This window comes from Erythrobacter sp. RANMB8, from assembly GCF_056848235.1.
Map to the genome: position 1 here is coordinate 1 of NZ_JBREHG010000003.1, position 25,510 is coordinate 25,510.

24 protein-coding genes and 2 pseudogenes are annotated in these 25,510 nt (G+C 63.6%); 4 read left to right on the top strand and 22 right to left on the bottom strand.

All coding sequences use genetic code 11. The features are described 5' to 3' along the window. Positions 1–374 precede the first annotated feature (374 nt). The 4 genes and pseudogenes from ACU0AG_RS06245 to ACU0AG_RS06260 form a co-directional block, all read right to left on the bottom strand. A pseudogene (locus ACU0AG_RS06245) lies at positions 375–728 on the bottom strand (DDE-type integrase/transposase/recombinase); the annotation flags it as partial. Between the two features lie 168 nt (positions 729–896). Further along, positions 897–1,115: pseudogene (locus tag ACU0AG_RS06250) on the bottom strand (phage integrase central domain-containing protein); the annotation flags it as partial. A gap of 15 nt (positions 1,116–1,130) precedes the next feature. Next, positions 1,131–1,460: an Arm DNA-binding domain-containing protein gene (locus tag ACU0AG_RS06255; protein ID WP_482781407.1), complete on the bottom strand. Its 330-nt coding sequence runs from the start codon at positions 1,458–1,460 to the stop codon at positions 1,131–1,133. A 378-nt stretch (positions 1,461–1,838) separates the two neighbouring features. Beyond that, on the bottom strand, positions 1,839–2,168 hold the full coding sequence (locus tag ACU0AG_RS06260; RefSeq protein WP_482781408.1) for a type II toxin-antitoxin system ParD family antitoxin: 330 nt from the start codon (positions 2,166–2,168) through the stop codon (positions 1,839–1,841). A gap of 234 nt (positions 2,169–2,402) precedes the next feature. Between ACU0AG_RS06260 and ACU0AG_RS06265 the strand changes: the two genes are divergently transcribed. Next, entirely contained in the window at positions 2,403–2,756 is a 354-nt protein-coding gene (locus tag ACU0AG_RS06265; RefSeq protein ID WP_482781409.1) for a helix-turn-helix domain-containing protein, read from the top strand. A 492-nt stretch (positions 2,757–3,248) separates the two neighbouring features. Here the strand turns inward: ACU0AG_RS06265 and bchJ are convergent, their stop codons facing one another. The 4 genes from bchJ to ACU0AG_RS06285 all read right to left on the bottom strand — a co-directional run bounded on the left by bchJ (position 3,249) and on the right by ACU0AG_RS06285 (position 6,714). Further along, positions 3,249–3,770 carry a bacteriochlorophyll 4-vinyl reductase gene (bchJ, locus tag ACU0AG_RS06270; protein WP_101794602.1) on the bottom strand — a complete coding sequence of 174 codons (522 nt, stop codon included), beginning with the start codon at positions 3,768–3,770 and terminating at the stop codon, positions 3,249–3,251. Between the two features lie 94 nt (positions 3,771–3,864). Then, positions 3,865–5,475 carry a magnesium-protoporphyrin IX monomethyl ester anaerobic oxidative cyclase gene (bchE, locus tag ACU0AG_RS06275; RefSeq protein WP_482781410.1) on the bottom strand — a complete coding sequence of 537 codons (1,611 nt, stop codon included), beginning with the start codon at positions 5,473–5,475 and terminating at the stop codon, positions 3,865–3,867. A gap of 260 nt (positions 5,476–5,735) precedes the next feature. Beyond that, positions 5,736–6,221 (bottom strand): hypothetical protein, encoded by a 486-nt coding sequence (locus tag ACU0AG_RS06280; protein WP_482781411.1) that lies wholly within the window; start codon positions 6,219–6,221, stop codon positions 5,736–5,738. After that, positions 6,214–6,714, bottom strand: a complete 501-nt coding sequence (locus tag ACU0AG_RS06285; protein ID WP_482781412.1) for a group III truncated hemoglobin — start codon at positions 6,712–6,714, stop codon at positions 6,214–6,216. Before ACU0AG_RS06285 ends, ACU0AG_RS06280 begins: the two co-directional genes overlap by 8 nt. Before the next feature lie 80 nt (positions 6,715–6,794). On the opposite strand from ACU0AG_RS06285, the gene ACU0AG_RS06290 reads away from it, so the two are divergent. Continuing rightward, positions 6,795–7,241 (top strand): RrF2 family transcriptional regulator, encoded by a 447-nt coding sequence (locus tag ACU0AG_RS06290; RefSeq protein ID WP_482781413.1) that lies wholly within the window; start codon positions 6,795–6,797, stop codon positions 7,239–7,241. A gap of 40 nt (positions 7,242–7,281) precedes the next feature. Further along, positions 7,282–7,614, top strand: a complete 333-nt coding sequence (locus tag ACU0AG_RS06295; protein ID WP_101794598.1) for a cupin domain-containing protein — start codon at positions 7,282–7,284, stop codon at positions 7,612–7,614. Here the strand turns inward: ACU0AG_RS06295 and ACU0AG_RS06300 are convergent. The 3 genes from ACU0AG_RS06300 to ACU0AG_RS06310 all read right to left on the bottom strand — a co-directional run bounded on the left by ACU0AG_RS06300 (position 7,611) and on the right by ACU0AG_RS06310 (position 10,919). Further along, complete coding sequence (locus ACU0AG_RS06300) at positions 7,611–8,906, bottom strand: HPP family protein (RefSeq protein WP_482781640.1); 1,296 nt, start codon at positions 8,904–8,906, stop codon at positions 7,611–7,613. The two genes, ACU0AG_RS06295 and ACU0AG_RS06300, sit on opposite strands and share 4 nt — an antisense overlap. Before the next feature lie 138 nt (positions 8,907–9,044). Then, positions 9,045–9,704 (bottom strand): NnrU family protein, encoded by a 660-nt coding sequence (locus tag ACU0AG_RS06305; protein WP_482781414.1) that lies wholly within the window; start codon positions 9,702–9,704, stop codon positions 9,045–9,047. A gap of 3 nt (positions 9,705–9,707) precedes the next feature. Beyond that, a complete protein-coding gene (locus ACU0AG_RS06310; RefSeq protein WP_482781415.1) occupies positions 9,708–10,919 on the bottom strand; it encodes an NnrS family protein in 1,212 nt (403 codons plus the stop codon). 107 nt (positions 10,920–11,026) lie between these two features. Between ACU0AG_RS06310 and mobA the strand changes: the two genes are divergently transcribed. Further along, a complete protein-coding gene (gene mobA / locus ACU0AG_RS06315; RefSeq protein ID WP_482781416.1) occupies positions 11,027–11,653 on the top strand; it encodes a molybdenum cofactor guanylyltransferase in 627 nt (208 codons plus the stop codon). On the opposite strand, the gene ACU0AG_RS06320 is transcribed toward mobA, so the two are convergent. From ACU0AG_RS06320 to ACU0AG_RS06370, 11 genes are read right to left on the bottom strand one after another with little or no spacing between them, the layout of a single operon-like run. Continuing rightward, positions 11,622–12,818 carry a molybdopterin molybdotransferase MoeA gene (locus ACU0AG_RS06320; protein WP_482781417.1) on the bottom strand — a complete coding sequence of 399 codons (1,197 nt, stop codon included), beginning with the start codon at positions 12,816–12,818 and terminating at the stop codon, positions 11,622–11,624. The two genes, mobA and ACU0AG_RS06320, sit on opposite strands and share 32 nt — an antisense overlap. Next, positions 12,815–13,351 (bottom strand): molybdopterin-binding protein, encoded by a 537-nt coding sequence (locus ACU0AG_RS06325; protein WP_482781418.1) that lies wholly within the window; start codon positions 13,349–13,351, stop codon positions 12,815–12,817. Before ACU0AG_RS06325 ends, ACU0AG_RS06320 begins: the two co-directional genes overlap by 4 nt. Further along, the gene (locus ACU0AG_RS06330; RefSeq protein WP_482781419.1) at positions 13,338–13,823 is read right to left on the bottom strand and encodes a molybdenum cofactor biosynthesis protein MoaE; all 486 of its coding nucleotides are present in this window, start codon (positions 13,821–13,823) and stop codon (positions 13,338–13,340) included. Before ACU0AG_RS06330 ends, ACU0AG_RS06325 begins: the two co-directional genes overlap by 14 nt. Next, positions 13,820–14,080, bottom strand: coding sequence for a MoaD/ThiS family protein (locus ACU0AG_RS06335; RefSeq protein ID WP_482781420.1), 261 nt, complete (start codon positions 14,078–14,080; stop codon positions 13,820–13,822). Before ACU0AG_RS06335 ends, ACU0AG_RS06330 begins: the two co-directional genes overlap by 4 nt. A 2-nt stretch (positions 14,081–14,082) precedes the next feature. Next, positions 14,083–15,087, bottom strand: coding sequence for a GTP 3',8-cyclase MoaA (moaA, locus tag ACU0AG_RS06340; RefSeq protein ID WP_482781421.1), 1,005 nt, complete (start codon positions 15,085–15,087; stop codon positions 14,083–14,085). Then, the gene (locus tag ACU0AG_RS06345) at positions 15,084–15,896 is read right to left on the bottom strand and encodes a peptidylprolyl isomerase (protein WP_482781422.1); all 813 of its coding nucleotides are present in this window, start codon (positions 15,894–15,896) and stop codon (positions 15,084–15,086) included. The genes moaA and ACU0AG_RS06345 overlap by 4 nt, the downstream gene beginning before the upstream one ends. After that, positions 15,889–16,590 (bottom strand): respiratory nitrate reductase subunit gamma, encoded by a 702-nt coding sequence (narI, locus tag ACU0AG_RS06350; RefSeq protein WP_101794589.1) that lies wholly within the window; start codon positions 16,588–16,590, stop codon positions 15,889–15,891. Before narI ends, ACU0AG_RS06345 begins: the two co-directional genes overlap by 8 nt. Before the next feature lie 3 nt (positions 16,591–16,593). Further along, positions 16,594–17,298, bottom strand: coding sequence for a nitrate reductase molybdenum cofactor assembly chaperone (gene narJ, locus ACU0AG_RS06355; protein ID WP_482781423.1), 705 nt, complete (start codon positions 17,296–17,298; stop codon positions 16,594–16,596). Beyond that, the gene (narH, locus tag ACU0AG_RS06360) at positions 17,298–18,827 is read right to left on the bottom strand and encodes a nitrate reductase subunit beta (RefSeq protein WP_482781424.1); all 1,530 of its coding nucleotides are present in this window, start codon (positions 18,825–18,827) and stop codon (positions 17,298–17,300) included. The genes narJ and narH overlap by 1 nt, the downstream gene beginning before the upstream one ends. Beyond that, positions 18,824–22,561, bottom strand: a complete 3,738-nt coding sequence (locus ACU0AG_RS06365) for a nitrate reductase subunit alpha (RefSeq protein WP_482781425.1) — start codon at positions 22,559–22,561, stop codon at positions 18,824–18,826. Before ACU0AG_RS06365 ends, narH begins: the two co-directional genes overlap by 4 nt. Then, complete coding sequence (locus ACU0AG_RS06370) at positions 22,558–25,305, bottom strand: nitrate/nitrite transporter (protein ID WP_482781426.1); 2,748 nt, start codon at positions 25,303–25,305, stop codon at positions 22,558–22,560. The genes ACU0AG_RS06365 and ACU0AG_RS06370 overlap by 4 nt, the downstream gene beginning before the upstream one ends. Positions 25,306–25,510 lie beyond the last annotated feature (205 nt).

Consider the following 25,510-nt stretch of genomic DNA (forward strand, 5'->3'; position numbering starts at 1 on the left):
GCCCTACCCTTCGATTCTGGATTTTGTCGCTGATGAGGAGAGCTTGTCGATGACCATTTGGACATTTGCTGCGCAGATTTGCTCGTCGGCCTGATCAAGTTCCTGCAGTATGTCGACAAGCTTTTCGATGATTTTTTCCGACATTTTTCGACCCTTCGTGATGACGGCGAATGTTACCACCAACAAACAGATTTACCGGGTCGATCATTGATCGCCCGGTGACCGAATGTCGCCAGCATATCGCTTTTTCGCAGCTGAACGCAAGCTGCGTCATTCGGTACAAGGTTGCTGATAAATCGACCTTGGGGCGGACAAGCCCGAACCGGCTCATTCACGATCATTGCAGGCCGCTGGTCTGAGCCCTAACGTGACCCCCAGGCGAGCACGGCATTGCTAGTGAGCTCGGTGCCGTTATCGCTGACGATCATCCCCGGCTTGCCCCGCTGGGCGATCAGCCAGCTCAACTCGCGCACGACACGGTGACCCGAGATCGAGGTGTCCGGCACCGCTGCCGGGCACTCTCTGGTCACATCATCGACCACGTTGAGCACCCGGAACCGTCTGCCAGAAGCCATCTGATCGTGAACGAAGTCGAGGCTCCAGCGCTGGTTCGGAAGTGCCAGCACTGGAGCAGGTGCCCAAGTGCCGACAGCACGCTTGCGGCTGCGTCGTCGCCTCACCGCCAGACCTTCCTGCTTGTAGAGCCGCTGAGTCTTCTTGCGGTTGGCCCCAAGCCTCTGAGCCGTCAGTGCCGCGAAACGCGATGCGAGCTTAGTGAGCGGCGAGGCCAGTTCCGCTTCCGTTTTGCGGATCATGTCGTGAAGCGCTTCGATGCTCACAATTGCAGGCCGCTTGCGTCCGCGTGGTACTGGCTTGAGGGCTTTGCCCACCACAGCGGCAGGATCCCTCGCCGAAAGCCCTTCAGCAATCGCCTGCACGAAAACGGCTGACATGCGTTGGCGTACGCGATGAGCCGTCTCGATGGCCCCTCGCTTTTCAATCTTCCTGAGCACGGAAAGCACTGTCGGTTCATCAAGCTCGGCGATCGGCAAGGCGCCGATCCACGGAAACACCTCTTTTTCCAAGCTAGCGATTACGTCCCTTGCATGGACAGGCGTCCACCGGTCTTCCTAAAGTGAAAACCAGTTACGCGCCACAACCTCGAAGGTGTTCGACGCTGCCATGGCTCGCGCAATGGCTGCCTTCTTTGCTTCGAAACCGGGGTCTCTCCCTTCTGCAAGCAGCTTTCGAGCATCACACTTCCTGTCACGCGCTTCCTTCAGCGACAACTCGGGATAGGCACCCAGGATCAGCCGTCGCTCCTTCCCCGCAAATCGGTACTTTAGACGCCAGCTTCGACGGCCAGATTTGGCCACAAACAGATAGAGCCCTTCGGAATCGGAGAGCTTGTAATCCTTGTCCTTCGCCTTCGCTTGCCGGACTGCCATTTCGCTGAGCATCTGTGCCCCCAAAGCCGCGTTTCGATGCCCCCAGATATGCCCCCAATCGTTGCGGATGCATGCGGAAATATCGAAACAAATGCAGAACACTCTTTAGCACGAAATGGCTAGAAATCAAGGAAAACAGATGTTTTTTCGACGCTTGTGGAAGGGCCACTGGCGGAGAGGGTGTCCGACTTTGTACTAAGAAAACGTAATTTATATCAGCAATTTAAAAGACCATTGTAATTCTTTACCCACATTTTTCCCAACGCTCGGCACGGATCAGCTCAGCCACCTAGTGTTCGACCGCCTCCGACTTAGCAATACTGGCGTTGGCACGTCCAGCCAGAGTCCCGTTCGGATCAAAGCGGGCTGCTTGCGCGTTCAGCAGGGTCTTCAAGATGCCCAGTCATGCCTGGCGGCTATTCCGGCATGAACGTCCTTGGCAGAGACGGTGCGTCCCGCCTCGGCATCGCCAAGCCCACGTTTCGCGCGCTCTTCTCCCTCGGTCCAGATATCGTCAAGCGACCGCTCGCTTAGGCCACTGTCGATCCCTTCGTTCATTGCCTTGCGCAGTTCAGCGAGTTTGCCCTGCTCCTCCTGATCGCGGCGCACGAGATGACGGATATACTCGCTGTCGCTGGTAAATAGCCCCCGTGCAATCTGAGCCTTGATCCAGATATCCTGCGCGTGGCTCAGCGTGATGGTTTTGCGGACGGTCGACATATTTTGCTCCTCGTGACGAAGGTATCATATGGTTGGAGCAGGAGGAAACGGACCGGGACGGAATGAAACGTCGGGATAGACGGAGCGTGATCGGATCTCACCGGGCAAACTTGGCGCGTCCTGCCGCGGCAGGACAGCTCATCATCGCTGTATCCGATTTCCCTGCGCCAAGCGCCGGTTTGCCTCGATTTCGTGCGGCGAATACACCATCTCGCGCCAAGGAGACTCAGTACCATGCATGACCCCAAAAGCCCGGATGTAATTGACAGAGGATCGATAAATCCGCGCGCATTGGCCCAGCAGCTGAACATTTCGCTCGCCGAGCTGGCTAGAATGGTCGGCGTGAGCCGCAGCACCTTGGCGGCAGAGCCGCTTGGCAGAAAGGGTCACGACGCTTTGGCACCGCTGGTCCGCCTGCTGGCTTTCGCAACCGAAATGGCCGGCTCGCTTGAAGGTGCCGTGGATTGGTTCAAAAACACACCAATCGTATCGATGGGCACCAAGACAGCAATGGAGCACGTCAAGGACGGCAAAGTTGAATGGGTCTATCATTACCTTGAGGGCGTCTATAACGGGGCTTATGCATAACCAAGCGAGGCACCGAAGCATACCTTGGCGTGATTGTTCGATCCGTCTGTCAACCTGACACAGCGCGCCGCAGACCGACGGCAGCCCGGTTGCTTTAAGAATTCAGATGGCAGCTTGAAGCGATAGCCAGGAGGGACACGGGCTTCACGTAAAGCTCGTATCGGGACGAAATGATCCGGCACAACCTTATGATATATATAACAATAATCATCGATATCGATAAGATAATAAACATTATGTAAATTCCGATACCTTAACTGTCCATGTAAACTGTGTCCAGTGTGATGCTATGGCGCTTACCGTCATCCCTGTCTTCCAACAGCACCAGCGAGCGTAATCTGCGCAGCGTCAATGCCGAAATAGAGTTGTTGCTGCGCGAAGCACTGACACTGCGCGCGCTGAAGGTGGAACGCAGCGGAACGACGCGCCGCAATCATCTGTCGGGTGCCAATTCACAATGCGTGAGTCCGGGCGTAACCCGCAGCGCGGCAGCTAACCTCTGCTAATGTGATAGACGCGCGCAGCATCGCACGGCGCATTGAGCTGGGTCATCCGGCAGGTGCAATCGCCCGCCACCAGTCGGCAGTAAAGCCGGGTGAAGACCGCCGCATACCAGTGGAACAGGCTATCGGGCGGCATCATCGGATCGCCTGCCCTGCTCCAGTCAATGGTGAAACGCCTTGCGCTATGCGGTACAAACGTTCCCACGCCGATGAAGGTCCAGGCGTGCTTGCGGATCGCCGCCATCAGCAGCGGCGCGGCGGCCGCTGCAGGCAGGTGCAGCAGCAGCCACACGGCGGGGCGCGGAATGCGGTGGGCGATGATGTAGTCGGCAGTGCGCGCGCCCGCTTCCTCGGCGATGGCGAAGCTGCCGAGGGGCTGGTGCAGCGCCAGCCAGCGGTGCAGCCGCAGGGCCTGCACCTCGGGGATCATCGCCTCGCCCGAAGGCAAGGCAGCGATCTGGGCTGCATCAAGGATCGTGCGGGTCTCCGCCTGCCCCAGCCGCGCCTCCATCGCTGCCGCGCCTCCATCGCTGCCGCGGTCTGGAGCACTGCGTTGGGCCCGATCAATGCGGCAGGATCACCCCCCGCAGAAGACCCATGCACGGCTACAGCTCCAGCCGGTCTTTGGCGCGCTCTTGCGCGCGTTCCTTCATCTGCTCGCGCACCGCTTCGCGCCGAGCCTTGGCCTGCGCGGCCTTGTCGGCGTTGGTCTCCCAGTCGGTCGCGGCATCGGCAGCGGCGAGGCGGCTTTCGTCGAAGTGCCAGTCGAGCTGCTTCTTGGTCTGCGGGCCCCAGTATCCCGCCTTGCCGAGATCGTAGAAGGTCCGCTTGAAACCCGCACGCAAAAACGCCCACAGGCAGCCGAGCAGATAGCGTCGCCGGAACCCCGTGCCGCGCCAGGGATAATGGAACAGCGCCTTCCTCATGTAAAAGCGCCGGTAATTCTTCATCACCCCGTCGAGCAGCTCCCCGCGTTCCATCGCGGCGGGTTTCATGATCGGGGTGACGAAATTGTATTTCGAGAAGTCGTGGACCTCGACCTTGTCCTTCAGCGTCTCGAACAGCGGGGTGTAGGGCCAGGGCGTGTACATCGCCCAGTTGGCAAGATCGGGCTGCCAGTCCCAGGCCATCTGGAAGGTGTCCTCCAGCGTTTCGGGCGTTTCATTGTCGAGCCCGACGATGAACTGCGCTTCCACGAAAATGTCCGCCTCGCGCAGCAGCTTGATCGCCTGCTTGTTCTCCTCGACCTTGGTTTCCTTGTTGAACCGGTCGAGCTTCATCTGCGCGGCCGCCTCGGTGCCGAGGCTGACATGGACGAGGCCCGCCTTGCGGTAGAAGGGCAGCAGGTCGCGGTCGCGGTAGATATCGGTGACGCGGGTGTTGATCCCCCACTTCACCTTGTCGGGCAGGCCGCGATCAATCAGCTCCTGACAGAACTTGACGAAGGTCTTGCGGTTGATGCTGGGTTCCTCGTCGGCGAGGATGAAGAAGCCGACGCCGTGTTTCTCGTGGAGCTCCTCGATTTCGTCGACGACGTCCTTGGGATCGCGCACGCGGTAGTCGCGCCAGAACTTCCACTGCGAACAGAAGGAACAGGTGAAGGGGCAACCCCGCGCGAGGTTGGGGATCGCGACGCGGGTGCCGAGGGGGATGTAGGTGTACTGGCTCCAGTCGAGCACATCCCAATCGGGCCTGATCGACGCCATGTCCTTGATCGTGGGCGCGGCCTCGGTGGCGATCACCTGCTCGCCCTCGCGGAAGGCGAGGCCCTTGATGCTCCGCGCGTTGGCGGGCCAGCGGCCTTCCTTGATCGCCGTGAAGAGTTCGACCGCGATCTCCTCCCCCTCGCCGCGCACGATCACATCGATATGCGGGGCCTCGGCGAGGACCTGCTGGTACATGAAGGTCGCATGGATCCCGCCCAGCACCCGCACCGCCTGCGGCACATGCAGCGCGGCGATTTCCAGCACGCGTTCGGCGGCGTAGATCGAGGGGGTGATGGCGGTGGTGCCGACCACATCGGGCTGAAGCGCGGTCATGCGCTGGCGCAGCTCGTCGTCCGACAGCCCCTCGGTCATCGCGTCGATGAAGGTGATGTCGTCGAACCCGGCGCGCTTCAGCGGGCCGGACAGGTAGGCGACCCATGCGGGCGGCCATGTCCCGGCAATCTCGGCCCCGCCGGAACGGTAATTGGGATGAACGAACAGAATGCGCATGGGCCGACTCCCCCCTCTGGATGCTGCCAAGGTGAGGGAGATGCGGCGCGGGGGCTTTGTGCTCGGTCAAATGCCGTCGTCGAAAGCTAACAAATCGCCGACCCTGCCTGACGGGCGCCGATCCAATGTTCACACATGGGATGCGAAGAGACATCGACAGCCCGAAATCCAGTACGCCAAGACAAAGGGAATGCCCAAATCAGGCCCAAATTGCTTTTGGACGAGGCCGATGATCACTGTTTTGACAGAATTGATTTTCCTTATGCCAATACTGCAATGATCACCGAGACAGCGATTCCGAACATTGCCACCGCTACCGGAACGACCAGGATCTGTCCGAATACGGCACCGCGCGACATTGGGCCGAAGGCAGTTTGCAGGGAGGCACCCTGCCGTTCGAGCTGGCTTGCTGCCTGACGCGGGCTTTGGCGTGCGACGGCACGGGCGGTGCCGAAGAACATGACCACATAGACTGCCGAGACAGCTATGGCGAAACCTGCTCGCCCCGCGCCCGTCGCGGCAAGGAGCGCCGCGAGAAAGACCACGTAACAGGCGATCATGCCGATCCAGATTAAGCGCGGCAGCTCAAAGGTCCGCCGCTCTCCAACCCGCGCTGGATCTGCGTGATTATCATTGGCCTCGTGCCGCGTAGCCACAGCGGACTGCGCAGTTTGATCAGTCTCAGGATCGACAGGACCATGGACAACATGGTCGGCAAGGAAATGCGGGTTGGAGGCATCAAGCATGGGGCAGGTCCTTTCCTGCGCGCCCTCCGGCCAATCCGGAGCGTCGCATTTCGATGGCGGTGAACAGGCTGTCGGCGATCATCCGCGCCCGGCCCGCGACCAGTCCGGTCGCTTCAGGATGGCGTTCAAGCTGCCGCAAGGTCGCATAAAACAGATCGAGCCAGCGGGTGAAGTGCGCGAGTTCCAGACCCGGAATGGCCAGATGCTTGAGCATCGGGTTGCCCGAAAACTCGCCACTATTGTGCAGCACCGATCGCCAGAACGCCTTCATACGGGCGAGGTGCTCGGGCCAATCATCCACACGCTCGGCAAAGATCGGGGCGAGCAGATCATCGGTGCGGATCGCGGCGTAGAAGGTCTCGACCATGGCGTCGATGAAGCCGGCATCGACCCCGATTTCCTCTGCAGCCGCCCGCTTTTCCGCGCGCTTGGCCAGCACATGGCGGCGGGCGTCGCTTGGCGGGGGTGACGGCGATGTGTACGCGTCGATCATGGTCGATCCGTTTAATAGGCAAGTGATATGCCCATTATGGCGCGTTGCAGGGAAAAGCAATATCTGATATACATATTTTCATGCAGCTCAGCCTTCACACCGATTATGCCCTGCGCGTGCTCATGACCCTTGCGACCGCCGACCGGCACCTGTCGGTCGACGAGATTGCCCAGCGCTTCCGGATTTCGCGCAACCACCTCGCCAAGGTGGTGCAGGGCCTGCAGGCCGCCGGGCTGGTCGAGACCTTTCGCGGCCGCGGCGGCGGGATGCGTCTGGCGCGGCCGGCGGAGACCATCACCGTGGGCGAGGTGGTGCGCCGGTTCGAGAACCTCGACGCCTTCGTGTCCTGCTTTGCCGCCGGATCGGGCTGCGTCATCAACGGCATGTGCGGATTGAAGCCGCTGCTGAGCGAGGCCATGGAGGATTTCCTCACGCGGCTCGACCAGCGCCGCATCAGCGAACTTGTGCCCCATGTGAGCGCTTTCCGCGAGCGCCTGTTGCGGGACCCCCAGCCCAGCCCTGCCTGATGCGCCGACGCCTGCGTTATCGCATAAAGGAGAACAGCCTATGGCCTTGCATCATGCCAGTTCAGGCGAAGTGATCGATCTTGCCGTCTCGTCTGACCAGCCCGGTACCAGAGCCATCGTCAAGACCGACAAGTTCGAAACCATCCGCCTTGTGCTGAGACAGGGAGACACGATCCCCGCCCACCGGCTTGCCTCCCAGATTACGCTCCATTGCCTCAAAGGCTCGGTCGCTGTTCAGATCGCCGGCGGCACGCTGATGCTAGACACGGATCAATGGGTGTTCTTCGATGAAGACGCGGTGCACGGGTTTGATGCAACGACCGACGCCGTACTGCTCATGACCATCATGTTGCCAATAGACACGCCCACCTAGACCGTCGGCGTGACTGCGCCCGCCAGCACGGTCTGATGCGCCAGCACGGCCAGCAGATCGGAACGGGTAACGATTCCCACCAACCGGTCGCCATCCACCACCGGAGCGGCCTGAACCCCGCCATCGGCGAGCAGCTGAACCAGCACCCCCACACCGTCATTCGGCTCTACGGTCTTTAACAGCGTCGTCATGATGTCGCTGGCGCAAAGCGCACGATTCGCCGGATGGACCAGGGCGCGCAGGCTACCCACAAACCCGCCTGCGGTCGGCAACGCCAGCGTGCGAGCGCGCTGGATCAGATCATTTTGCGAAATGATCCCCTCAAGCCGCCCCCCATCGCCCACTACCGGCAGGGTCTTGAAATGGTGCTTGCGAAACAGATCGGCCACCATGCCCAGATCAGCCTCCGGTCCTACCGAGACAATATCGCGCGACATGACCTCGCCGCAGGTCAGCCCGCCAAAGTGGCGGCGCGCCGCTTCGGCCTCGGCTGCGGCGAAGATGCGGCCAAAATCCTCGGCACCGATATTCGCTCCGAGATTGAAGCGCTCGAGCACGCGCTCCAACTCGTCGGGCGTCAGGCCGAGACGCCGGTCGGGCGCGGCATCGCCGGTCTTGTGCCCGCCTTCTTCCCCCGGCTGCCGAAACGGATAGTGGCGACCGGTCAGGCGATTGTAGCCAATCGCCAGCAGCACCAGTAACGCAGTATCGAGCAGCACAGGCGACACGGCGAAACCGATGCCGATGTCACCGCCCTCGAACGCGACCAGCACCGTTGCCAGCGCCACCGCACCACCGGGCGGGTGCATCGCGCGCAGGCTCGCCATGGCGATGATCGCGGCGCCCACCGCCAATCCCACACTGATTTCCGCAGGGAGGGCGAATTGCAGCACCGCTAAAGCCGCCAGGGCCGAAGCCGTGTTGCCGACGACTGCCGACCATGGCTGGGCCAGCGGGGAATTGGGGATGGCAAACAGCAGAAACGCGCTCGCGCCAAGCGGAGCGATCAACAGGAAGCTCGCGATATCGCCGCGCCAGGCACTGAGCACCACGAGCAGCCCGGCACTAAGCGAGAGCGCCAGCCCCGCACCCAAAGCCGCCCGCAGCGCTTCGTGCGGACGCTGACGCGGCATCGCCGGTCCGACTGCCCGCAGCGCCTGGCGCAGGCGCACATGCACGCGGATCAGGCCGGAAAGCGACAGCGGAGCCGAAGTGTCGCCTTTTTGAAGCAAGGCGTTACTGCCCGTCGGTTTGTGTGTTTTCGGCGTCATCGGCGTTCTTTCTGGCATCATGAGCGGCAATTCGCCTGCCGTTCAGGCATAACGCACCAGGCACGATCGCGCGCCGGACAAAGCCGATAGAAATTCTTTGCGGGTGAGCAGCGCGTAAGCAACCCCCCGCTCATTCGCAAGTTCAGGGCGCGTTTCCGATCACAGGATCGGACTGACCCCGAACAACAGCGGATGGATCAGAATTAGGACAAGGTAAAGCGCCCCGGCCGCTACCAGACGCAGCGGCTGTCCAAACATCACCGCCCCCGCGCCGGGCCGCACGATAACACGGTGCAGCCGCTGCCACTCGGGCCCCATCTCGCGCTGACGGCGACGGTCGATCAACCGTCCTCCCAGCAGCGCGAAGGCGGCGAAAATGCCGAACATAACGACATGGGCGAGTGTCCCGTTGGCGAAGGCATGCGCCCCCGCCCACAGCGCGAGCGCGGCCAGCAAGGGGTGGCGCATCCAACCGACGATACCCGGCCGAGCGGGGGCGAACGCGGCAGCGTTCGCGCCGCCGAAGGAAAACGGATTGGGTCTGCCTATGGCGAGCACAAGGATCAGGCAGACAACTGCCATTACCGCCAGCACCAGATGGTTGTGCCAAGGCTCCCAAGCCCACAGCATGACAAAGGGCGCCCGGCCAGCCGCCGTAATCAACCAGGCCAGCAGCGCCAGCGACAACAGCGAATAGGCGATGGTAAAGCCGCGCTGACCCACCAGGCCTACCAGCCAGGGCTTTACCGGGGGGCGTACCGGAACGGCATGCGAGAGAAGAAACGTACCGAGCGCGGCGGCAAATTCGGTCCAGCCCATGGCTCAACCCGCCGCCTGACGCGGGCGCAGGAGCATCGGGCCATAAAGCGCCGCGAAGCCGGCAAACGCCCCGATCCAGCACATGCCGGACAGGCTGTGCAATGCGTCCGCAGCCTCGGGCCAGGCGCCGGCCGCAATCCGTGCCAACACCGCAACGACTACCGCCGCATAGATGGCCATTGTCCCGCGCCCCGCGGTCAAGGCGCGGCCCGTGTGGCCCAAAGTCGCACGCGTCATCACCGCCAGCGTCATCAATCCCAAGCCACCCGCCGTCCACAAATGCTGCGCGCTGCCTGGGCCAATCCAGCCATATCCGAGAATCTCCACCGCCCCCACCAGCGCCCCCAGCGGCACAAAGGCATAGCCGACATGCAGCACCGTAACGAGCGGCTCGGCGAAGGTGCGATCCCCCGCCCAACGCGCCATACGCGCCAAATGCAGGCCCCCGGCAAGCGCCAGCGCCATGCCGGTGAAGGCCGCGAAAGGCGCCGCCACCCATGCCAGCAGGGCCGCCAGCAGCACGCCGAGCGCGGCGAGATCGAAGCTCTGCATCGGCGGAGTCGGCAGGCGGCCCTCGCCCTGCTTGGCAAGCCAGTTACGGGTGAAGGACGGCACAATCCGCCCGCCGATCACCGCGATCATCATCAACACGGCGGCCAAGCCAAGCCGCAGGCCCATTCCTTGCGCTGCAAAAGCGCCGCTCGCTGCCTCCCAATGGTACAGCGCATTGGCGCAGCCGAACACCACCAGCAGGCCGACGACCGGCAGGTTGCGCCAGTTCTTGCCGACCACGATCTCCCGGCCCAGCAGCGCGGCGAGTGCGACTGTCAGCGCAAGATCGGCAAGCGCCACAGCCAGCGGCGAGAGCTCTTGCGAAAGAGTCACCGACACCCGCCCGGCCAGCCATGCCGCGACCAGCCCCGCGAGCGGCCAACCGGTCACCGGCAAGCGCCCGGTCCAATTGGGAACGGCGGTCAGCAGGAACCCGGCGATGATCGCGCCGAGATAGCCGAACAGGAATTCATGCGCGTGCCAGCTTACCGGATCAAACGCGGTCGGCAGCGTCAGCTTGCCCGCCAGCATCGCCACCCACAGCGCCATCGCCAGCGCCGCCCACAGCGCGCCGAGCAGAAAGAACGGCCGGAACCCGAAACTCAGCAGCGCCGGGCCGCGCCAGGCGCGGTGGCGCTGCATCGTGGTGGTGGTGGCGGTCATGGGCAGTCTCCTTGAGGGGAATTTGTGGCGCGGCGGCCCACGGGTTTGCAAGCCGGACGATCCGGCCTATCGCGGCGGCTATCGCAACGCCGGATGTCGCCCACCGCATGATCGCTCCTCCTGCCCATGCCCCTGCCCCTGCTATTGTCATCGCAGCCGGAGGCGAAGGCCAGCGGATCGGTGGTGACAAGCCGCTGCGCCTGCTCGGTGGCAAGCCGCTGCTCGACTATGCGATGGGTTGCGCCAGCGCGCAGTCGGACTGTGTGGCATTGGCGGTGCGCGAACAGGGCCAGTTCGCGGCGGACGGATGGCCGCTGCTGTGCGACGCGGCACCGGGACGCGGGCCGATCAGCGCGCTTGCCAGCGCCTTCGGCTTTGCCGCCGCGCAGGGCCGGCCCGAGGTGCTGCTGATCGGCTGCGACCAGCCCTTCCTGCCGCACGATCTCGCGGCGCGGCTCGGTGCGGCGCTGGGCGCGAACAAGGTCGCCATGCCGGTCAGCCGCGGCAAGTATCAACCCCTGGCGGCGCTGTGGCGTGTGGATGAGGCGGCGCTGGCCGATTACATCGCGGCAGGCGGTGCGTCGCTGTGGCGCTTCGCCGCCGTGCAGGGCGTGGTTCATGTCGCATGGCCCGAGACCGGCGCGCTCGATCCCTTCGCCAATATTAACGATCCCGCTGCTCTGGCCGAGGCGGAAGCGCATCTCAGCCGCCTTGCTCGAAAGCCAGCGCGCTGACCGGCGCACCTGCCGCTAGGGCAGGTGCGTCGGGCGCGCGGCGGATCAACCAATCCGCTCGGGCGAGCGGACCTTGCGCGCCGCTGTCCTGATTGGTGAGCGGCACCAGCCCCTCATTCTCCCAAGCCGCGCGCACGAAGCTTTCCCGCCCGCCATTTGCAGGTAAGGGCGCGGCCAGCGGCAGGCGCCGCCAGCGCAACACGTCGCGGATCGACTGGCCTTGCAGAGCGCCGAGCAGCGGCGTCAGGAACAATCGCGCCGTGACCACCGCCGAAGTCGGATTGCCCGGCAGGCCCAGCACCCATTTGTCCCCGGCCATCCCCAGCCACACCGGCTTGCCGGGCTTGATCGCGACCTTGGAGAACACGAGGTTGAGCCCGTGGCATTCGAACATCGGCTTGGCGAGATCGTGCTCCCCGACCGAGGCGCCACCGGTGACGATCACGAGGTCGGCCTCCGCCAGCGCCGCTCCTGCAAGCTTTTCCAGATCGGGCAGGCAATCCCCGCCGATCGACTGCCGCACGATCCGCGCCCCGGCCTGTTCGGCCATCGCCACCACGCCGAAGCTGACGCTTTCGGGGATGGTGTCGGCAGCCAGATGCGCTTCGCCAGGAGCTGCCAGTTCATCGCCGGTGGCAATGATCGCCGTCCGTGGCCGCCGCGCCACGGCTATGCGCGCTCGGTCCGCCGCCGCCGCTGCAATCATTGCCCGGGCAGTGAGCCGCGTTCCGGCCTCCAGCAGCACTGCTCCGGCGGCAAAATCGCTTGCGGCGGCGCGCACGTGCCAGCCGGGGCCGTATCCTTCGGCAAAGCGCACAGTCTTGCCCTTGCGGGTGGCATATTCCTGCATGATGCAGCGATCCGCGCCGACGGGCAGGGGAGCGCCGGTGAAGATCCGCACCGCCTCGCCCGCGCCAAGCGTGCCGGAAAAACCCGCCCCGGCACGCGCTTCGCCGACCACCTTCATTGCCTCTCCGGGCCGGGTGCCTGCATCCAGCACCGCATAGCCATCCATCGCGGCGACGGCGACACGCGGGCCATCGCTGCGGGCGGTGAGCGGCTCTGCCAAAACCCGCCCGGCTGCTCCGGCTAGCGGCACTTCCTCTGCCCCCAGCCGCAAGGCCGAGGCTTCAAGCAGCGCCAGAGCCTCGTCGAAACTGATCACGCACACACATCCCTCAGACGTGGCAGCGCCCCGGCGATCGAGCACGGCTTGTGGCGGCTATCAAACTCCAGCTCCAGCAGCCCGTCCCACGCATCGCGGCATGCGCCAGTCGATCCCGGCACGCAGAAGATGAAGGCATCGCCCGCCTGCCCGGCAAAGGCCCGCGACTGCATCGAGGCAATCCCGACGCTGGTGAGGCTTTTCTGGTGAAAGGCGACAGAAAACCCGTCCATCTCGCGCCGCATCAGCGGTTTGACCGCTTCGGGCGTGTTGTCACGCGGGGAAAAGCCGGTGCCGCCGGTGGTGAGGATGATCTCGATCTCGGGCCGCGCGAGCCACGCCTGCAACTGCGCGCGAATCTCGGCGATCTCGTCACGCACGATGGCGCGGTCGTGCAGGTGGTGCCCGGCTCCCTGCAACCGCTCGCACAGCAATGCGCCCGAGGTATCGGTTTCAAGGTTGCGGGTATCCGAGATGGTCAGCACCGCCATGCCCAGCGGGTAAAAGGTCAGGCTTTGGTCAATTCCCGGCATTGTCATTCACCTTGTCGCGCCAACGCTGCGCGTCTTCCCGGTCCCGCGCGGTCGGCTCGATCCAGGTCGAGATGCCATCATGCTCCTCGCGTTTCCAGAACACTGCCTCAGTCTTGAGCCGGTCCATGAGGTAGTCCGCCGCCTCGAAGGCCGCCCTGCGGTGGCGTGCAGCAGTGGCGACGAAAACGATGGGTTCGCCCGGCGCGATCGGGCCTGCGCGGTGGATGACGATACTGGCGGTAATCGCGAACCGGCTTTGCGCGTCGGCCGCGATCGCTTTCATCGATTGGAGGGTAACGCCGCGATAGCACTCCAGCACCAGCGAGGAGACCGCCGCACCATCCGCGCCGCGCCCCCGGGCCCGCCCCGTGAAGCTGACAACCGCGCCTTCATCCTCGAGCGCCGCGGAAAACGCGGCCAGCCGCAGCGACGGTTCGAAGGGGGCCTGCGCCAATTCGACCTGCATCGTCATCCTCCCGACACCGGCGGAAAGAGCGCGACCCGATCTCCGGGGCGCACCATCGCATCATTGGCGACGATGGTTTCATTGATGCAGGCCCTGATGCGGATGCTACGAAGCGCCTCGCCAAGTGCCGGGTAGGCGCTGGCCAGATCGTCCAGCATCGCTGTCACCTGCAGTCCGTTCTCCGGGACGGCGAGCCCCAGCACCGGCCCGCAGGCGTCGGCGAGGCGCCCGCACAGTTCGATGTCGAGTTGCGCTTGTTTCATGATCATCCTCCGATGGACGCGAGATGCGGAGTTGCGCCGCTATTGCCCGAATGCAGCCGATGCGCGGGGGCCTTGGTGCCCACCATTGCGCGGATGCGGGTGATGAGAGGCGCGGGGTCATCAGCGGCGAGCAACGGGCGCAGATCGATCCCGCCATCGCCGAACAGGCACAAATGCAGCTTACCATCCGACGACATGCGCAACCGGTTGCAGCTGGCGCAGAAATCCCGTGAATAGGGCGCGATGATGCCGATCCGGCCCGTGGCGTGGGGATGGCCGAGTTCCACCGCCGGCCCCGCCCCAGCCGCGCGCGACAGTCGCTGCCAGCCCGCGGCTTCCAACCGGTCGATCACGCTTTGGCCAGCGACATGGTGACGGTCAAAGAAAGCAGCGTTGTCATTGGTGCGCATCACCTCGATGAAGCGCAGCGACAGATCGCGGGTGGTGACGAATTGGACCATCGCCGCGAGTTCATCATCATTGACCCCGCGCATCAGCACGGCGTTCAGCTTGATACTCTCAAACCCCGCATCCCGCGCTGCCTCGATCCCGCGCAGCACTTCGCCCAGGCGGTCATGTCCGGTGATCGCGGCAAAGCGCGCCGGATCGAGCGAATCGACGCTGATATTGATCGCATTCACCCCGCAATCGCGCCACGCCTGCGCCCGCTCGGCGAGGCGATAGCCATTAGTGGTCATCGCCACACGGCGGATGCCGGGCACGCTGGAGACCGCGCTGGCGACATTCTCGAAATCGCGCCGCAACGTCGGCTCGCCGCCGGTCAGCCGCACCTTCCACAACCCCAGCTGCGCGAAAGCCGTCACCGCGCGGCGAATTTCCTCAACCGTCAGTTCCGCGGGACGCTGGCACGGCTTCTGGTAGCCTTCGGGGAGGCAATAGGTGCAGCGGAAGTTGCACACCTCGGTCAGCGAAAGGCGCAGGTATTCGAACCGGCGACCGATCGCGTCAGACAGCGGCAGGACATCGGGGGAGCGAGGGATGGTCACTGCACCAGCGGCCCGTCCGCAATCGGCAGGTCAACCCCTTCGATGGTGGTCTGGCTGGCGAGGATCGACAGGTATTGCGCCACCGCCTTGCGGGTGGTGGTTTCCTCCAGATAGTCGCGGATGGTCGCCTCCACGGCTTCGAACGGCAATTGCTGCCCCTCGGCCCGGCGTCCGGCGCGGATCACGTGCACGCCAAAGCGGGTGCGCACCGGCTCTGGGCACAGCTCGCCTTCGCCAAGGTCGAACAGCGCGGCTTCGAATTCGGCGACGGTCTGCCCCTTGCCGATCTGGCCGAGATTGCCGCCCTGTCCCTTCGACGGGCAGGCCGATTTGGCTCGCGCCAGCTCGCCGAAACAGGCCGGATCAGCTTGCAGCGCCCGGATCGCCATGCGCGCATCGCCGACCGCAAGGCTATAGGCGAATTCATCCGCCGGGTTGGCCGAGAACAGGATGTGCTCGGCCTCGACCAACGTTTCGGAGGTGAAGCGTTCGCGGTGGCGATCATAGAAGCGCCGCGCCTCGGCCTCGGTAGCCTCGGGCACGCGAACTTCGCTCTCCAGCAGCGCGTCGATCTTCGCATCATCCGCGGCGAGCGCGCGGCCCTGCGCGTCCTCGCGTTCGCCAGGATCGATCCCGAGCCGCTCGGCTTCGGCCAGCAGCAATTGCCGGATGGCGAGCGCCTCGGCGGCTTCGGTCCACGCCGTGGCGGCATCAGGCGCGGGGTGGTTCTGCGCTTCGGCGGCGATGGCGGTGGCGGGGATTTCCACACCGCCGACCCGCACTGCAGCCCGTTCGATCACCTCATCCATGGCTGAGGCTCCGGCGCGAGCGCACGATCTGATAGCCGCTGCGCCACAGGTAGCGCACCGGCGCGCTCAGCATGTGCACCAGCCGGGTGAAGGGGAACAGCAGGAAGATCGTCAGCCCCAAAAACAGGTGCAGTTTGAAGATGATATGCACATCGGCAATGTGGCTTGCCGCACCGCTACGGAAGGTGAAGATGCTCTGTGCCCAGGTCATGAACTTGACCATCTCGTGCCCGTCGAGATGCCCCGCCGACAGCGGGATCGTGGCGAGGCCCAGCGCCAGTTGCACCCACAGGATGAGGATGATGGCATTGTCGCTGAAGTTCGAGGCGGCCCGCACGCGCGGGTCGAAGAAGCGGCGATGGATCAGCAGGCTTGCGCCGATGATCGCGGCCACGCCCGCAATCCCGCCAGCGACGATCGCCAGCAATTGCTTGGCCCCGTGGCTGATGCCCAGCGCATCGAATAACGCAATCGGGGTTAAGAGCCCGACAAGGTGGCCGACAAAGATGAACAGCACGCCGACATGGAACAGCACCGATCCCACCATCAGCTGCTTGCGCCGCAAGAGCTGGCTGGAACCCGAACGCCAGCTGTAGGGCTCGCGGTCGAAGCGGATGATCGAACCCAGCGCCAGCACCGCCAGCGCGATATAGGGATAGATGCCGAACAGCAGATTGTGGAGGAAGTCGGCCATGGTTCAGCTCCTTTTCGCAGGGGTTTCGGGCAGGGGTGCGCGCATCCGGTCAAGCATGGCGCTGACCTGCGGGCAGGCGGCGGTGGGATCGGGCGCGGCATCGGCGGTGAAGCGGATTTCCTCCTCCTCCCACTGCGCGTCGAGTTCTTCGAGGGTTTCGGGGTCTTCGGCGGGCGGCAGCGCGTTCGCCGCCGCTTCGTCCATTTCCAGCCCGGCGATCTCGCACAGCAGCGCGAATACAGGGGCATAGTCCGATCCCTTGTCCGCCAGCCGCGCTGCCAGCGCGATCAGCACCACGCCGGGCTCGGCCAGCGTGTCGCGAGCCAGCGGATCGGGCAGGGTCGAACAGTAGTCGAGGAACAGCGGCAGGTAATCGGGCAGCTCATTGCCCGCCGGCTCCAGCCCTGCATCAAGGTAACGGGCGCGCAGATCGACCATTGCCTGCCCCCGGTCGCGGCTTTCGCCGTGAACGTGTTCGAACAGGTGCAGGCTGTGCGCCCGGCCCCGGTCGAACAGATCGACATAGGCTTCCTGCACATCATAGATGTCAGCTGTGGCAAGCCGGGTCAGCAGCGGTTCGCACGCGGCGACGGCGGCTTGCGGCAGGGCCGGATCGGTGCTGAGCCGCTGGCGGATTTCACCTGCCACCGCCTGCAATTCAAGCGAGGGATATTGCAGCAGCAGCGAAATGAGATGAAGGCTGTGCATCAGAACACCTCCGAAGGGGTCTGGAGTTTCTTGCGGACCGGCGGGGCGCCGAACAGGTTGGTCTCGTTCGACCCGCCCGAACAGCCATTGCCGAAGCTGAAGCCGCAGGAACCGCGTTCCTCGAACATGTCCTCGGCATCCTCGCGGTGGCCGGTGGGGATCACGAAGCGATCCTCGTAATCGGCCAGCGCCATCACCTTGTACATCTCCTCGATCTGGGCGCCGGTGAGGCCCACGTTCGTGGCGATGGCCTCGTTGTGCACGCCTTCGATCGATTTGGCGCGCATGTAGCCGCGCATCGCCAGCATCCGTTCAAGGCACAGGGCAATTGGCTCCTCGTCGCCTGCCGTCAGCAGATTGGCGAGATACTTCAGCGGGATGCGAAGCGAGCGCACATCGGGCATGTTGTTGTTAACGCTGATCTGCCCGGCGCTGGCCGCGGCATTGATCGGCGAGAGCGGCGGGACGTACCACACCATCGGCAGGGTGCGGTATTCGGGGTGGAGCGGGAAGGCGACCTTCCATTCCATCGCCATCTTGTAGACGGGCGAGTGACGCGCGGCCTCCAGCCAGGCTTCGGGCACGCCGTCCTTTCGCGCCTGTTCGATTACCGCCGGGTCATTGGGATCAAGGAAGATATCGAGCTGCGCCTGATAGAGGTCCTCGACATTCTCGGCCGATGCGGCTTCCTCGATGCGGTCGGCATCATAGAGCATAACGCCAAGGTAGCGGATGCGCCCGACGCAGGTCTCGCTGCACACCGTCGGCTGGCCCGCTTCGATGCGCGGATAGCAGAAGATGCACTTTTCCGATTTGCCGGTTTTCCAGTTGAAATAGATCTTCTTGTAAGGGCAGCCCGACACGCACATGCGCCAGCCGCGGCAGGCTTCCTGATCGATCAGGACGATGCCGTCTTCCTCACGCTTGTAGATCGCGCCGGACGGGCAGGCGGCGACGCAGGTCGGGTTGAGGCAATGTTCGCACAGCCGGGGGAGATACATCATGAAGGTGTTCTCGAACTGGCCGTAGATTTCCTTCTGCACCCCTTCGAAGTTGTAATCCTCCGACCGCTTGGCGAATTCGCCGCCGAGGATTTCCTCCCAGTTCGGCCCCCATTCGATCTTCTCCATGCGCTCGCCCGAAATCAGGCTGCGCGGGCGGGCGGTGGGGAAGGCCTTGCTCTCGCCCGCCTTTTGCAGGTGGGCGTAATCAAAGGTGAAGGGTTCGTAATAGTCGTCGATCTCGGGCAGATCGGGGTTGGCGAAGATCTTCGCCAGCAGCCGCCACTTGCCGCCCATCTTGGGCCGGATCGAGCCACCGGCGGTCCGCACCCAGCCGCCGTTCCAGCGTTTCTGGTTCTCCCAGTCCTTGGGATAGCCGATGCCGGGCTTGGTCTCGACATTGTTGAACCAGGCATATTCCATGCCTTCGCGGCTGGTCCACACGTTCTTGCACGTCACCGAGCAGGTGTGGCAGCCGATGCACTTGTCAAGGTTCAGGACCTTGCCGATCTGTGCGCGGATTTTCATGCTGCGGTCTCCCCTTCAGCGAGGGCCCCTTCGAGCCAGTCGACCTTTGTAAGCTTGCGGACGATCACATATTCGTCGCGGTTGGACCCGACGGTGCCGTAGTAGTTGAACCCGTAGGCGAGCTGGACATAGCCGCCGATCATGTGAGTGGGCTTCAGCACGGCGCGGGTGACGGAGTTGTGGATGCCCCCGCGCTGCCCGGTCAAAGGTGATCCGGGCATGTTCGTGATCTTCTCCTGCGCGTGATACATGAACAGCGTGCCTTCCTTCATCCGCTGCGACACGACCACGCGGGCCACCAGCGCGCCGTTGGAATTGAAGGTTTCCACCCAGTCATTGTCGACCAGCCCCGCCTTGGCGGCGTCCACCTCGCTCATCCACACGATCGGCCCGCCACGCGACAGTGTCAGCATCAGCAGGTTGTCGGTATAGGTCGAATGGATGCCCCATTTCTGGTGCGGGGTGATGAAGTTGAGGATCACGTGCGGCGCGCCCTTGGCCTCATCGAGCATCGGCTGCACCGCCTTTGTGTCGATCGGCGGGCGATAGACGCAGAAGCCCTCGCCGAACGCGCGCATCCACTTGTGATCCTGATAGAGCTGCTGACGCCCGGTCAGCGTGCGCCAGGGGATCAGTTCGTGGACGTTGGTGTAGCCTGCGTTGTAGCACACGTGCTCACTTTCCAGCCCCGACCAGGTGGGCGAGGAGATGATCTTCCTCGGCTGGGCCTGAATGTCGCGGAAGCGAATTTTCTCCTCTTCCTTGGGCAGCGCCAGATGGGTGTGATCGAGCCCGGTCTTCCTGCCCAGATCGGCCCAGGCCTTGACCGCGACCTCGCCATTGGTTTCAGGCGCGAGCATCAGGATCATCTCAGCGGCATCGATCGCGGTTTCGATCTGCGCCAGGCCCTTGGTCGGGCCATCCTTCAGCACCGGGCCGTTGAGCTTGCGCAGCGCCTCGACCTCGTGATCGGTGTTCCAGCCGATCCCCTTGCCGCCATTTCCGAGCTTTTCCATCAGCGGGCCAAGCGCGGTGAAGCGGTTGTAGAGATTGGGATAATCCCGCTCGACCAGCGCGACATTGGCCATGGTCTTGCCGGGGATCGGCTCGGCCTGACCCAGCCCCCAATCGACCACGTCATAGGGCTGTGCGATCTCGTTCGGGCTGTCGTGCTGGATCGGGGTGAGCACCACGTCATGCTCGACGCCGAGCACCTCAGGCGCGACTTCGGAGAACTTCTTGGCGATCCCCTTGTAGATGTCCCAGTCGCTGCGCGATTCCCACACCGGGTCCACTGCCGCCGAGAGCGGGTGGATGAAGGGGTGCATGTCCGAGGTGTTGAGATCGTCCTTCTCGTACCAGCTCGCTGTCGGCAGGACGATGTCGGAATAGACGCAGGTGGTCGACATGCGGAAGTCGAGCGTCACCAGCAGATCAAGCTTCCCCTTGGGCGCTTCATCGTGCCACTTGACTTCCTTGGGCTTGACCGCGCCGGTTTCGCCCAGGTCCTTACCCTGCACGCCGTGGGCGGTGCCGAGCAGGTGCTTGAGGAAATATTCGTGGCCCTTGCCCGACGACCCGAGCAGGTTCGACCGCCACACGAACATGTTGCGCGGCCAGTTGGCCGGATCATCGGGATCAAAGCACGACATTTCCAGCGTGCCCGCCTTGAAGCCTTCGGCGACATATTCGCCCGGGGTCTTGCCGCTGGCCTTGATCGCCTTGCCCAGCTCGAGCGGGTTGGTCTTCAATTGCGGCGCAGATGGCAGCCAGCCCATGCGTTCGGCGCGAGCGTTGTAGTCGATAAGGCTCGCGTCCCAGTCGCCATCGGGCGCGGTAGGCGAGAGGATTTCCTCCACCGCCAGCGTCTCGTACCGCCACTGATCGGTGTGGGCGTAGAAGAAGCTCGTTGAATTCATGTGCCGCGGCGGGCGGTTCCAGTCGAGCGCGAAGGCGAGCGCGGTCCACCCGGTCTGCGGGCGCAGCTTTTCCTGCCCGACATAGTGCGACCAGCCGCCGCCCGATTGGCCCACACAGCCGCACATCACCAAGAGGTTGATGATGCCGCGGTAGTTCATGTCCATGTGATACCAGTGGTTGAGCCCCGCGCCCAGGATCACCATCGACTTGCCCTTGGTCACCTCGGCATTGGAGGCGAATTCGCGGGCCACGGTGATGATGTGATCAGCCGGCACCCCGGTGATCTTTTCCGCCCATGCCGGGGTGTAAGGCTCCATCGCGGCGTAATCGCGGGCGACATGCTCGCCGCCGAGGCCACGGTCGAGGCCGTAATTGGCGCAGAACAGATCGAACACGGTGGCGACGAAGGCCTTGCCGTCCTTCAATTGCACCTGCCGCACCGGGACGCGGCGCTTGAGCACGCTGGGGTGATCGGTGCCCTGGAAGTGATCGTGCTCAAGATTGCCGAAATAGGGGAACGCGACCTCGATCACCTCGTCATGCTGGCCATCAAGGATATTGGTCAGCCGCAGCCGGGTGGCATTGCCGCGACCGTCCTTTTCCTGAAGGTTCCACTTGCCTTCCTCGCCCCAACGGAACCCCGCCGAGCCCGACGGCACCACCACCTCGTCGGTCGCCTCGTCAATGGCGACGGTTTTCCAGTCGGGATTGTTGGCTTCGGCCAGCCCATCAAGGAAATCGGCGGCGCGCAGCAGGTTTTCAGGCACCCATGCGCCGTCCTTTTCCACCAGCTTCACCAGCATCGGCATGTCGGAATATTTGCGGCAGTAATCCTCGAAATATTCGGCCTGCCGGTCGAGGTGATATTCGCGCAGGATCACATGGCCCATCGCCAGCGCCAGCGCGGCATCGGTGCCCTGCTTGGGGTTCAGCCACAGATCGGCAAACTTGGTCGCCTCGGCATAGTCGGGGCTGACCACGGCGACCTTGGTGCCGCGATAACGCGCCTCGGTCATGAAGTGCGCGTCGGGCGTGCGGGTCTGGGGGACGTTCGAGCCCCACATCATCAGGAACCCGGCATTGTACCAGTCGGCGCTTTCGGGCACGTCGGTCTGTTCGCCCCAGGTCTGTGGGGAAGAGGGCGGCAGGTCGCAATACCAGTCGTAGAAACTCATGCAGGTGCCGCCGAGCAGCGAGAGATAACGTGATCCGGCCGCATAGCTCACCATCGACATCGCCGGGATGGGCGAGAAGCCGATGATCCGGTCAGGGCCGTAAGTCTTGGCGGTGTAGGCATTGGCAGCCGCGATGATCTCGTTCACCTCGTCCCAGGTCGAACGCACCATGCCGCCGTGGCCGCGGATCGCGGTGTAGCTTTTGCGCTTGGCCGGATCCTCGACGATCGAGGCCCATGCCGCTACCGGCGTGCGCAGCACCCGGGCCTCACGCCACAGTTTCAGCAGGCGCGAACGCACCATCGGATATTTCAGGCGCTGGGCGGAATAGATGTACCAGCTGTAGCTTGCCCCACGCGGGCAGCCGCGCGGTTCGTGGTTGGGAAGGTCAGGCCGGGTGCGCGGATAATCGGTCTGCTGGGTTTCCCAGGTGATGATCCCGCCCTTGACGTAGATCTTCCAGCTGCACGATCCGGTGCAGTTCACCCCGTGGGTGCTGCGCACAATTTTGTCGTGCTGCCAGCGCTTGCGATAGCTGTCCTCCCAGTCGCGGTTCTGGTTGGTGGTGACGCCGTGCCCGCCGGCGAAGGCCTGCTTGGGCTGGCGGAAGAAGGTCAGGCGGTCGAGAAGCTGGCTCATGCAGCGGCTCCTTTCAGGGGTGCAGGTTGGACGGCGGGAGCAGGCGTGCGCCCGCGTTCGATATCGTGCAGCAGGCCGCCGCGGCGGGTGTAGACGAACCAAGTCAGCGCGGCGCAACTGGCATAGAAGATCAGGAAGCCCCACAAGGCCGCCATCGGCGATCCGGTTGCGGCAATCGCGCTGCCGAAGCTCTTGGGGATGAAGAAGGCGCCGTAGGCCGCAATCGCCGAGGTGAAGCCGACAATCGCCGCCGATTCCTTCTCTGCCTGCTTGAGCGCCGCATCGGGGGTGAGTTCCGGCATCAGGCGCGGAACTTCCTGCCGCATGATATTGGGGATCATCTGGAAGGTCGAAGCATTGCCCACCCCGGTCATGAAGAACATGAAGATGAACATGCCCAGGAAGCCCCACCAGCTGGCGGCCTGGATGAAATACATCACCCCCAGCACGCCGAGCATCATCAGCACGAAAACCCAGAAGGTGACCCGCGCCCCGCCCCACTTGTCCGACACCCAGCCGGTCGCCGCCCGGCTCAGCGCGCCGACGAGCGGGCCGAGGAACACGAATTGCAGCACGTCCACTTGCGGAAACTGCTGCTTGGCGAGCAGCGGCAGGCCAGCCGAAAAGCCGATGAAACTGCCGAAGGTGCCGGTATAGAGCCAGCACATCAGCCAGTTGTGCTTGCGCTGGAAGATCACCGCCTGTTCGGCAAAGCTGGCCTTGGCGTCGGCGATGTCGTTCATCCCGAACCATGCGAGCAGGCTACTGCCGATGATGAACGGCACCCACACGAACCCGGCGTTCTGGAGCCACAGCTGGCCGCCATCCGCCGTCTGCTGTGCAGCCCCGCCGAGCGCGCCGAACACACCTGCAGTGATGATCAGTGGCACGGCGAACTGCATCACCGACACCCCGAGGTTGCCGAGGCCCGCATTGAGCGCCATCGCATTGCCCTTCCGCGCCTTGGGGAAGAAGAAGCTGATGTTAGACATCGAAGAGGCGAAATTGCCCCCGCCGAACCCGCACAGCAGCGCCAGCACCAGGAAGATAATGTAGGGCGTCTGCGGGTTCTGGACCGCATAGCCGATGCCGAAGGCCGGGATCAGCAGCGAAGCGGTGGAAAGCGTGGTCCACAGCCGTCCGCCGAAGATCGGCACCATAAAGCTGTAGAAAATGCGGAAGGTGGCCCCCGAAAGGCCCGGCAAGGCCGCCAGCCAGAACAGCTGATCGGTGGTATAGTCGAACCCGACCTGCGGAAGCTTCGCAACCACCACCGACCACACCATCCACACCGCAAAGGCGAGCAGCAGCGCGGGGATCGAGATATACAGATTGCGCCGGGCGATGCGTTCGCCCTGCGCCTGCCAGAAGGCGGGGTCTTCGGGCTTCCACTCGGCCAGCACCTTGCTCGGCTGGGCAGCAGCGTGGCGGGCTTCATCATGGAGACCCGCCATTTCCGGGAATTGCGGCAGGCTACGCGCGTCGATCCCGCTCGCCTTCTGCTCCATCTGGCGGATGGCGATGTGCATCCATGCCAGCGCCACGCCGACCAGCGCGAACAGCACCATGAAGCAGCTGGTCCAGATGCCGGTAAGATCGCTCACCGCGCCGAACACGATCGGCAGCACGAATCCGCCAAGCCCACCGACCAGGCCCACCAGCCCGCCGACCGCACCGACATGGTTGGGGTAATAGACCGGAATGTGCTTGAATACCGCCGCCTTGCCCAGCGACATGAAAAAGCCGAGCACGAACACCGTGATCACGAAGGGCACCAAACCCATCGAGGTCGAAAACGCGATGTCGCCTTCAATCCCATGGATCACGTAATCAGTCGCCGGGTAGGACAGCATGAACAGGCAGACGAGCGACACGCCGAAGGTCGCATACATGATCCGCCGCGCACCATATTTGTCCGACAGCATCCCGCCATAGGCGCGGAACAGACTGGCCGAGAGCGAGAAGGTGGCAGCCAGCATGCCTGCCACTTTCACATCGACGCCGTAAAGCCCGACCATGTATTGCGGCAGCCACAGCGCCAGAGCGACGAAGGCCCCGAATACGAAAAAATAATACAGCGAGAAACGCCAAACCTGCTCGTTGCGCAGCGGTTCGAGCTGGTCTTTCAGGCTGCGCGGCGCGATCCCGCCGACCTTGCGCGCGGCATATTCGGGATCATCCTTGGCTAAGAGGTAGAACGCCACCGCGACCACAGCGAGCACGCCGGCCCAAACCTGCGCCACACCCTGCCAGCCGATCGCCACCATTACCCATGGGGCAAGAAACTTGGTCACCGCCGCGCCGACATTGCCCATTCCGAAAAAGCCCAGCGCAGAGCCCTGCTTCTCGAGCGGATAGAACTTGGAGACATAGGCCACGCCCACCGCAAATCCGCCGCCCGCCAGGCCAAGGCCGAGCGCGGCCAGCAGCATCAGGTAGTAGTTGTCGCTATAGGACAGCAGGAAAGTCGATGCTGCCGAAGCCAGCATGGTCAGCGGAAAGACGATCCGCCCGCCAAACTGGTCGGTCCAGATGCCGAGCATCAGCCGCACCAGCGATCCTGTGAGGATCGGGGTGCCGATCAGCAGCCCGAACTGGGTGTCGTTGAGGCCGAGTTCCGCCTTGATCTCGATCCCGATGATCGCGAAGATCGTCCACACCGCAAAGCAGATGGTGAAGGCAAAGGTGCTCAGCCCCAGTGCGAGGCCTTGCTCACTTTGCGTTGCCGCATCCCCCGGTCCCATGTGCAACTCCCGTTCCCGATCCAAAGTCCGGGTTGCAGGTGCAGGGTCTCATGCGCTGACTGTTTGACCAAGATCAAAAGCGCGCTGGGACTACGGGCAAAATCGTTTCGGCCTGATCGATGCCGTGAGCAGCGCCGATCAATGTCAAGTCAGTGATTGATGTGTATCAATTCATTCACTAGCCTAGCCGCTTAACCAGACGGTC

Coding starts and splice junctions, on each gene's coding strand:
- narI (WP_101794589.1), bottom strand. CDS start 16,590: ATGGCCGACTTCCTCCACAATCTGCTGTTCGGCATCTATCCCTATATC.
- ACU0AG_RS06260 (WP_482781408.1), bottom strand. CDS start 2,168: ATGTCGACCGTCCGCAAAACCATCACGCTGAGCCACGCGCAGGATATC.
- ACU0AG_RS06290 (WP_482781413.1), top strand. CDS start 6,795: ATGCAGCTCAGCCTTCACACCGATTATGCCCTGCGCGTGCTCATGACC.
- ACU0AG_RS06330 (WP_482781419.1), bottom strand. CDS start 13,823: ATGACGATGCAGGTCGAATTGGCGCAGGCCCCCTTCGAACCGTCGCTG.
- ACU0AG_RS06285 (WP_482781412.1), bottom strand. CDS start 6,714: ATGATCGACGCGTACACATCGCCGTCACCCCCGCCAAGCGACGCCCGC.
- ACU0AG_RS06255 (WP_482781407.1), bottom strand. CDS start 1,460: ATGCTCAGCGAAATGGCAGTCCGGCAAGCGAAGGCGAAGGACAAGGAT.
- bchE (WP_482781410.1), bottom strand. CDS start 5,475: ATGCGCATTCTGTTCGTTCATCCCAATTACCGTTCCGGCGGGGCCGAG.
- ACU0AG_RS06370 (WP_482781426.1), bottom strand. CDS start 25,305: ATGGGACCGGGGGATGCGGCAACGCAAAGTGAGCAAGGCCTCGCACTG.
- ACU0AG_RS06305 (WP_482781414.1), bottom strand. CDS start 9,704: ATGGGCTGGACCGAATTTGCCGCCGCGCTCGGTACGTTTCTTCTCTCG.
- ACU0AG_RS06300 (WP_482781640.1), bottom strand. CDS start 8,906: ATGATGCCAGAAAGAACGCCGATGACGCCGAAAACACACAAACCGACG.
- ACU0AG_RS06365 (WP_482781425.1), bottom strand. CDS start 22,561: ATGAGCCAGCTTCTCGACCGCCTGACCTTCTTCCGCCAGCCCAAGCAG.
- ACU0AG_RS06280 (WP_482781411.1), bottom strand. CDS start 6,221: ATGCTTGATGCCTCCAACCCGCATTTCCTTGCCGACCATGTTGTCCAT.
- ACU0AG_RS06325 (WP_482781418.1), bottom strand. CDS start 13,351: ATGCCGGGAATTGACCAAAGCCTGACCTTTTACCCGCTGGGCATGGCG.
- ACU0AG_RS06265 (WP_482781409.1), top strand. CDS start 2,403: ATGCATGACCCCAAAAGCCCGGATGTAATTGACAGAGGATCGATAAAT.
- ACU0AG_RS06310 (WP_482781415.1), bottom strand. CDS start 10,919: ATGACCGCCACCACCACCACGATGCAGCGCCACCGCGCCTGGCGCGGC.
- narJ (WP_482781423.1), bottom strand. CDS start 17,298: ATGCACAGCCTTCATCTCATTTCGCTGCTGCTGCAATATCCCTCGCTT.
- bchJ (WP_101794602.1), bottom strand. CDS start 3,770: ATGGAGGCGCGGCTGGGGCAGGCGGAGACCCGCACGATCCTTGATGCA.
- ACU0AG_RS06335 (WP_482781420.1), bottom strand. CDS start 14,080: ATGAAACAAGCGCAACTCGACATCGAACTGTGCGGGCGCCTCGCCGAC.
- mobA (WP_482781416.1), top strand. CDS start 11,027: ATGATCGCTCCTCCTGCCCATGCCCCTGCCCCTGCTATTGTCATCGCA.
- narH (WP_482781424.1), bottom strand. CDS start 18,827: ATGAAAATCCGCGCACAGATCGGCAAGGTCCTGAACCTTGACAAGTGC.
- ACU0AG_RS06345 (WP_482781422.1), bottom strand. CDS start 15,896: ATGGATGAGGTGATCGAACGGGCTGCAGTGCGGGTCGGCGGTGTGGAA.
- ACU0AG_RS06295 (WP_101794598.1), top strand. CDS start 7,282: ATGGCCTTGCATCATGCCAGTTCAGGCGAAGTGATCGATCTTGCCGTC.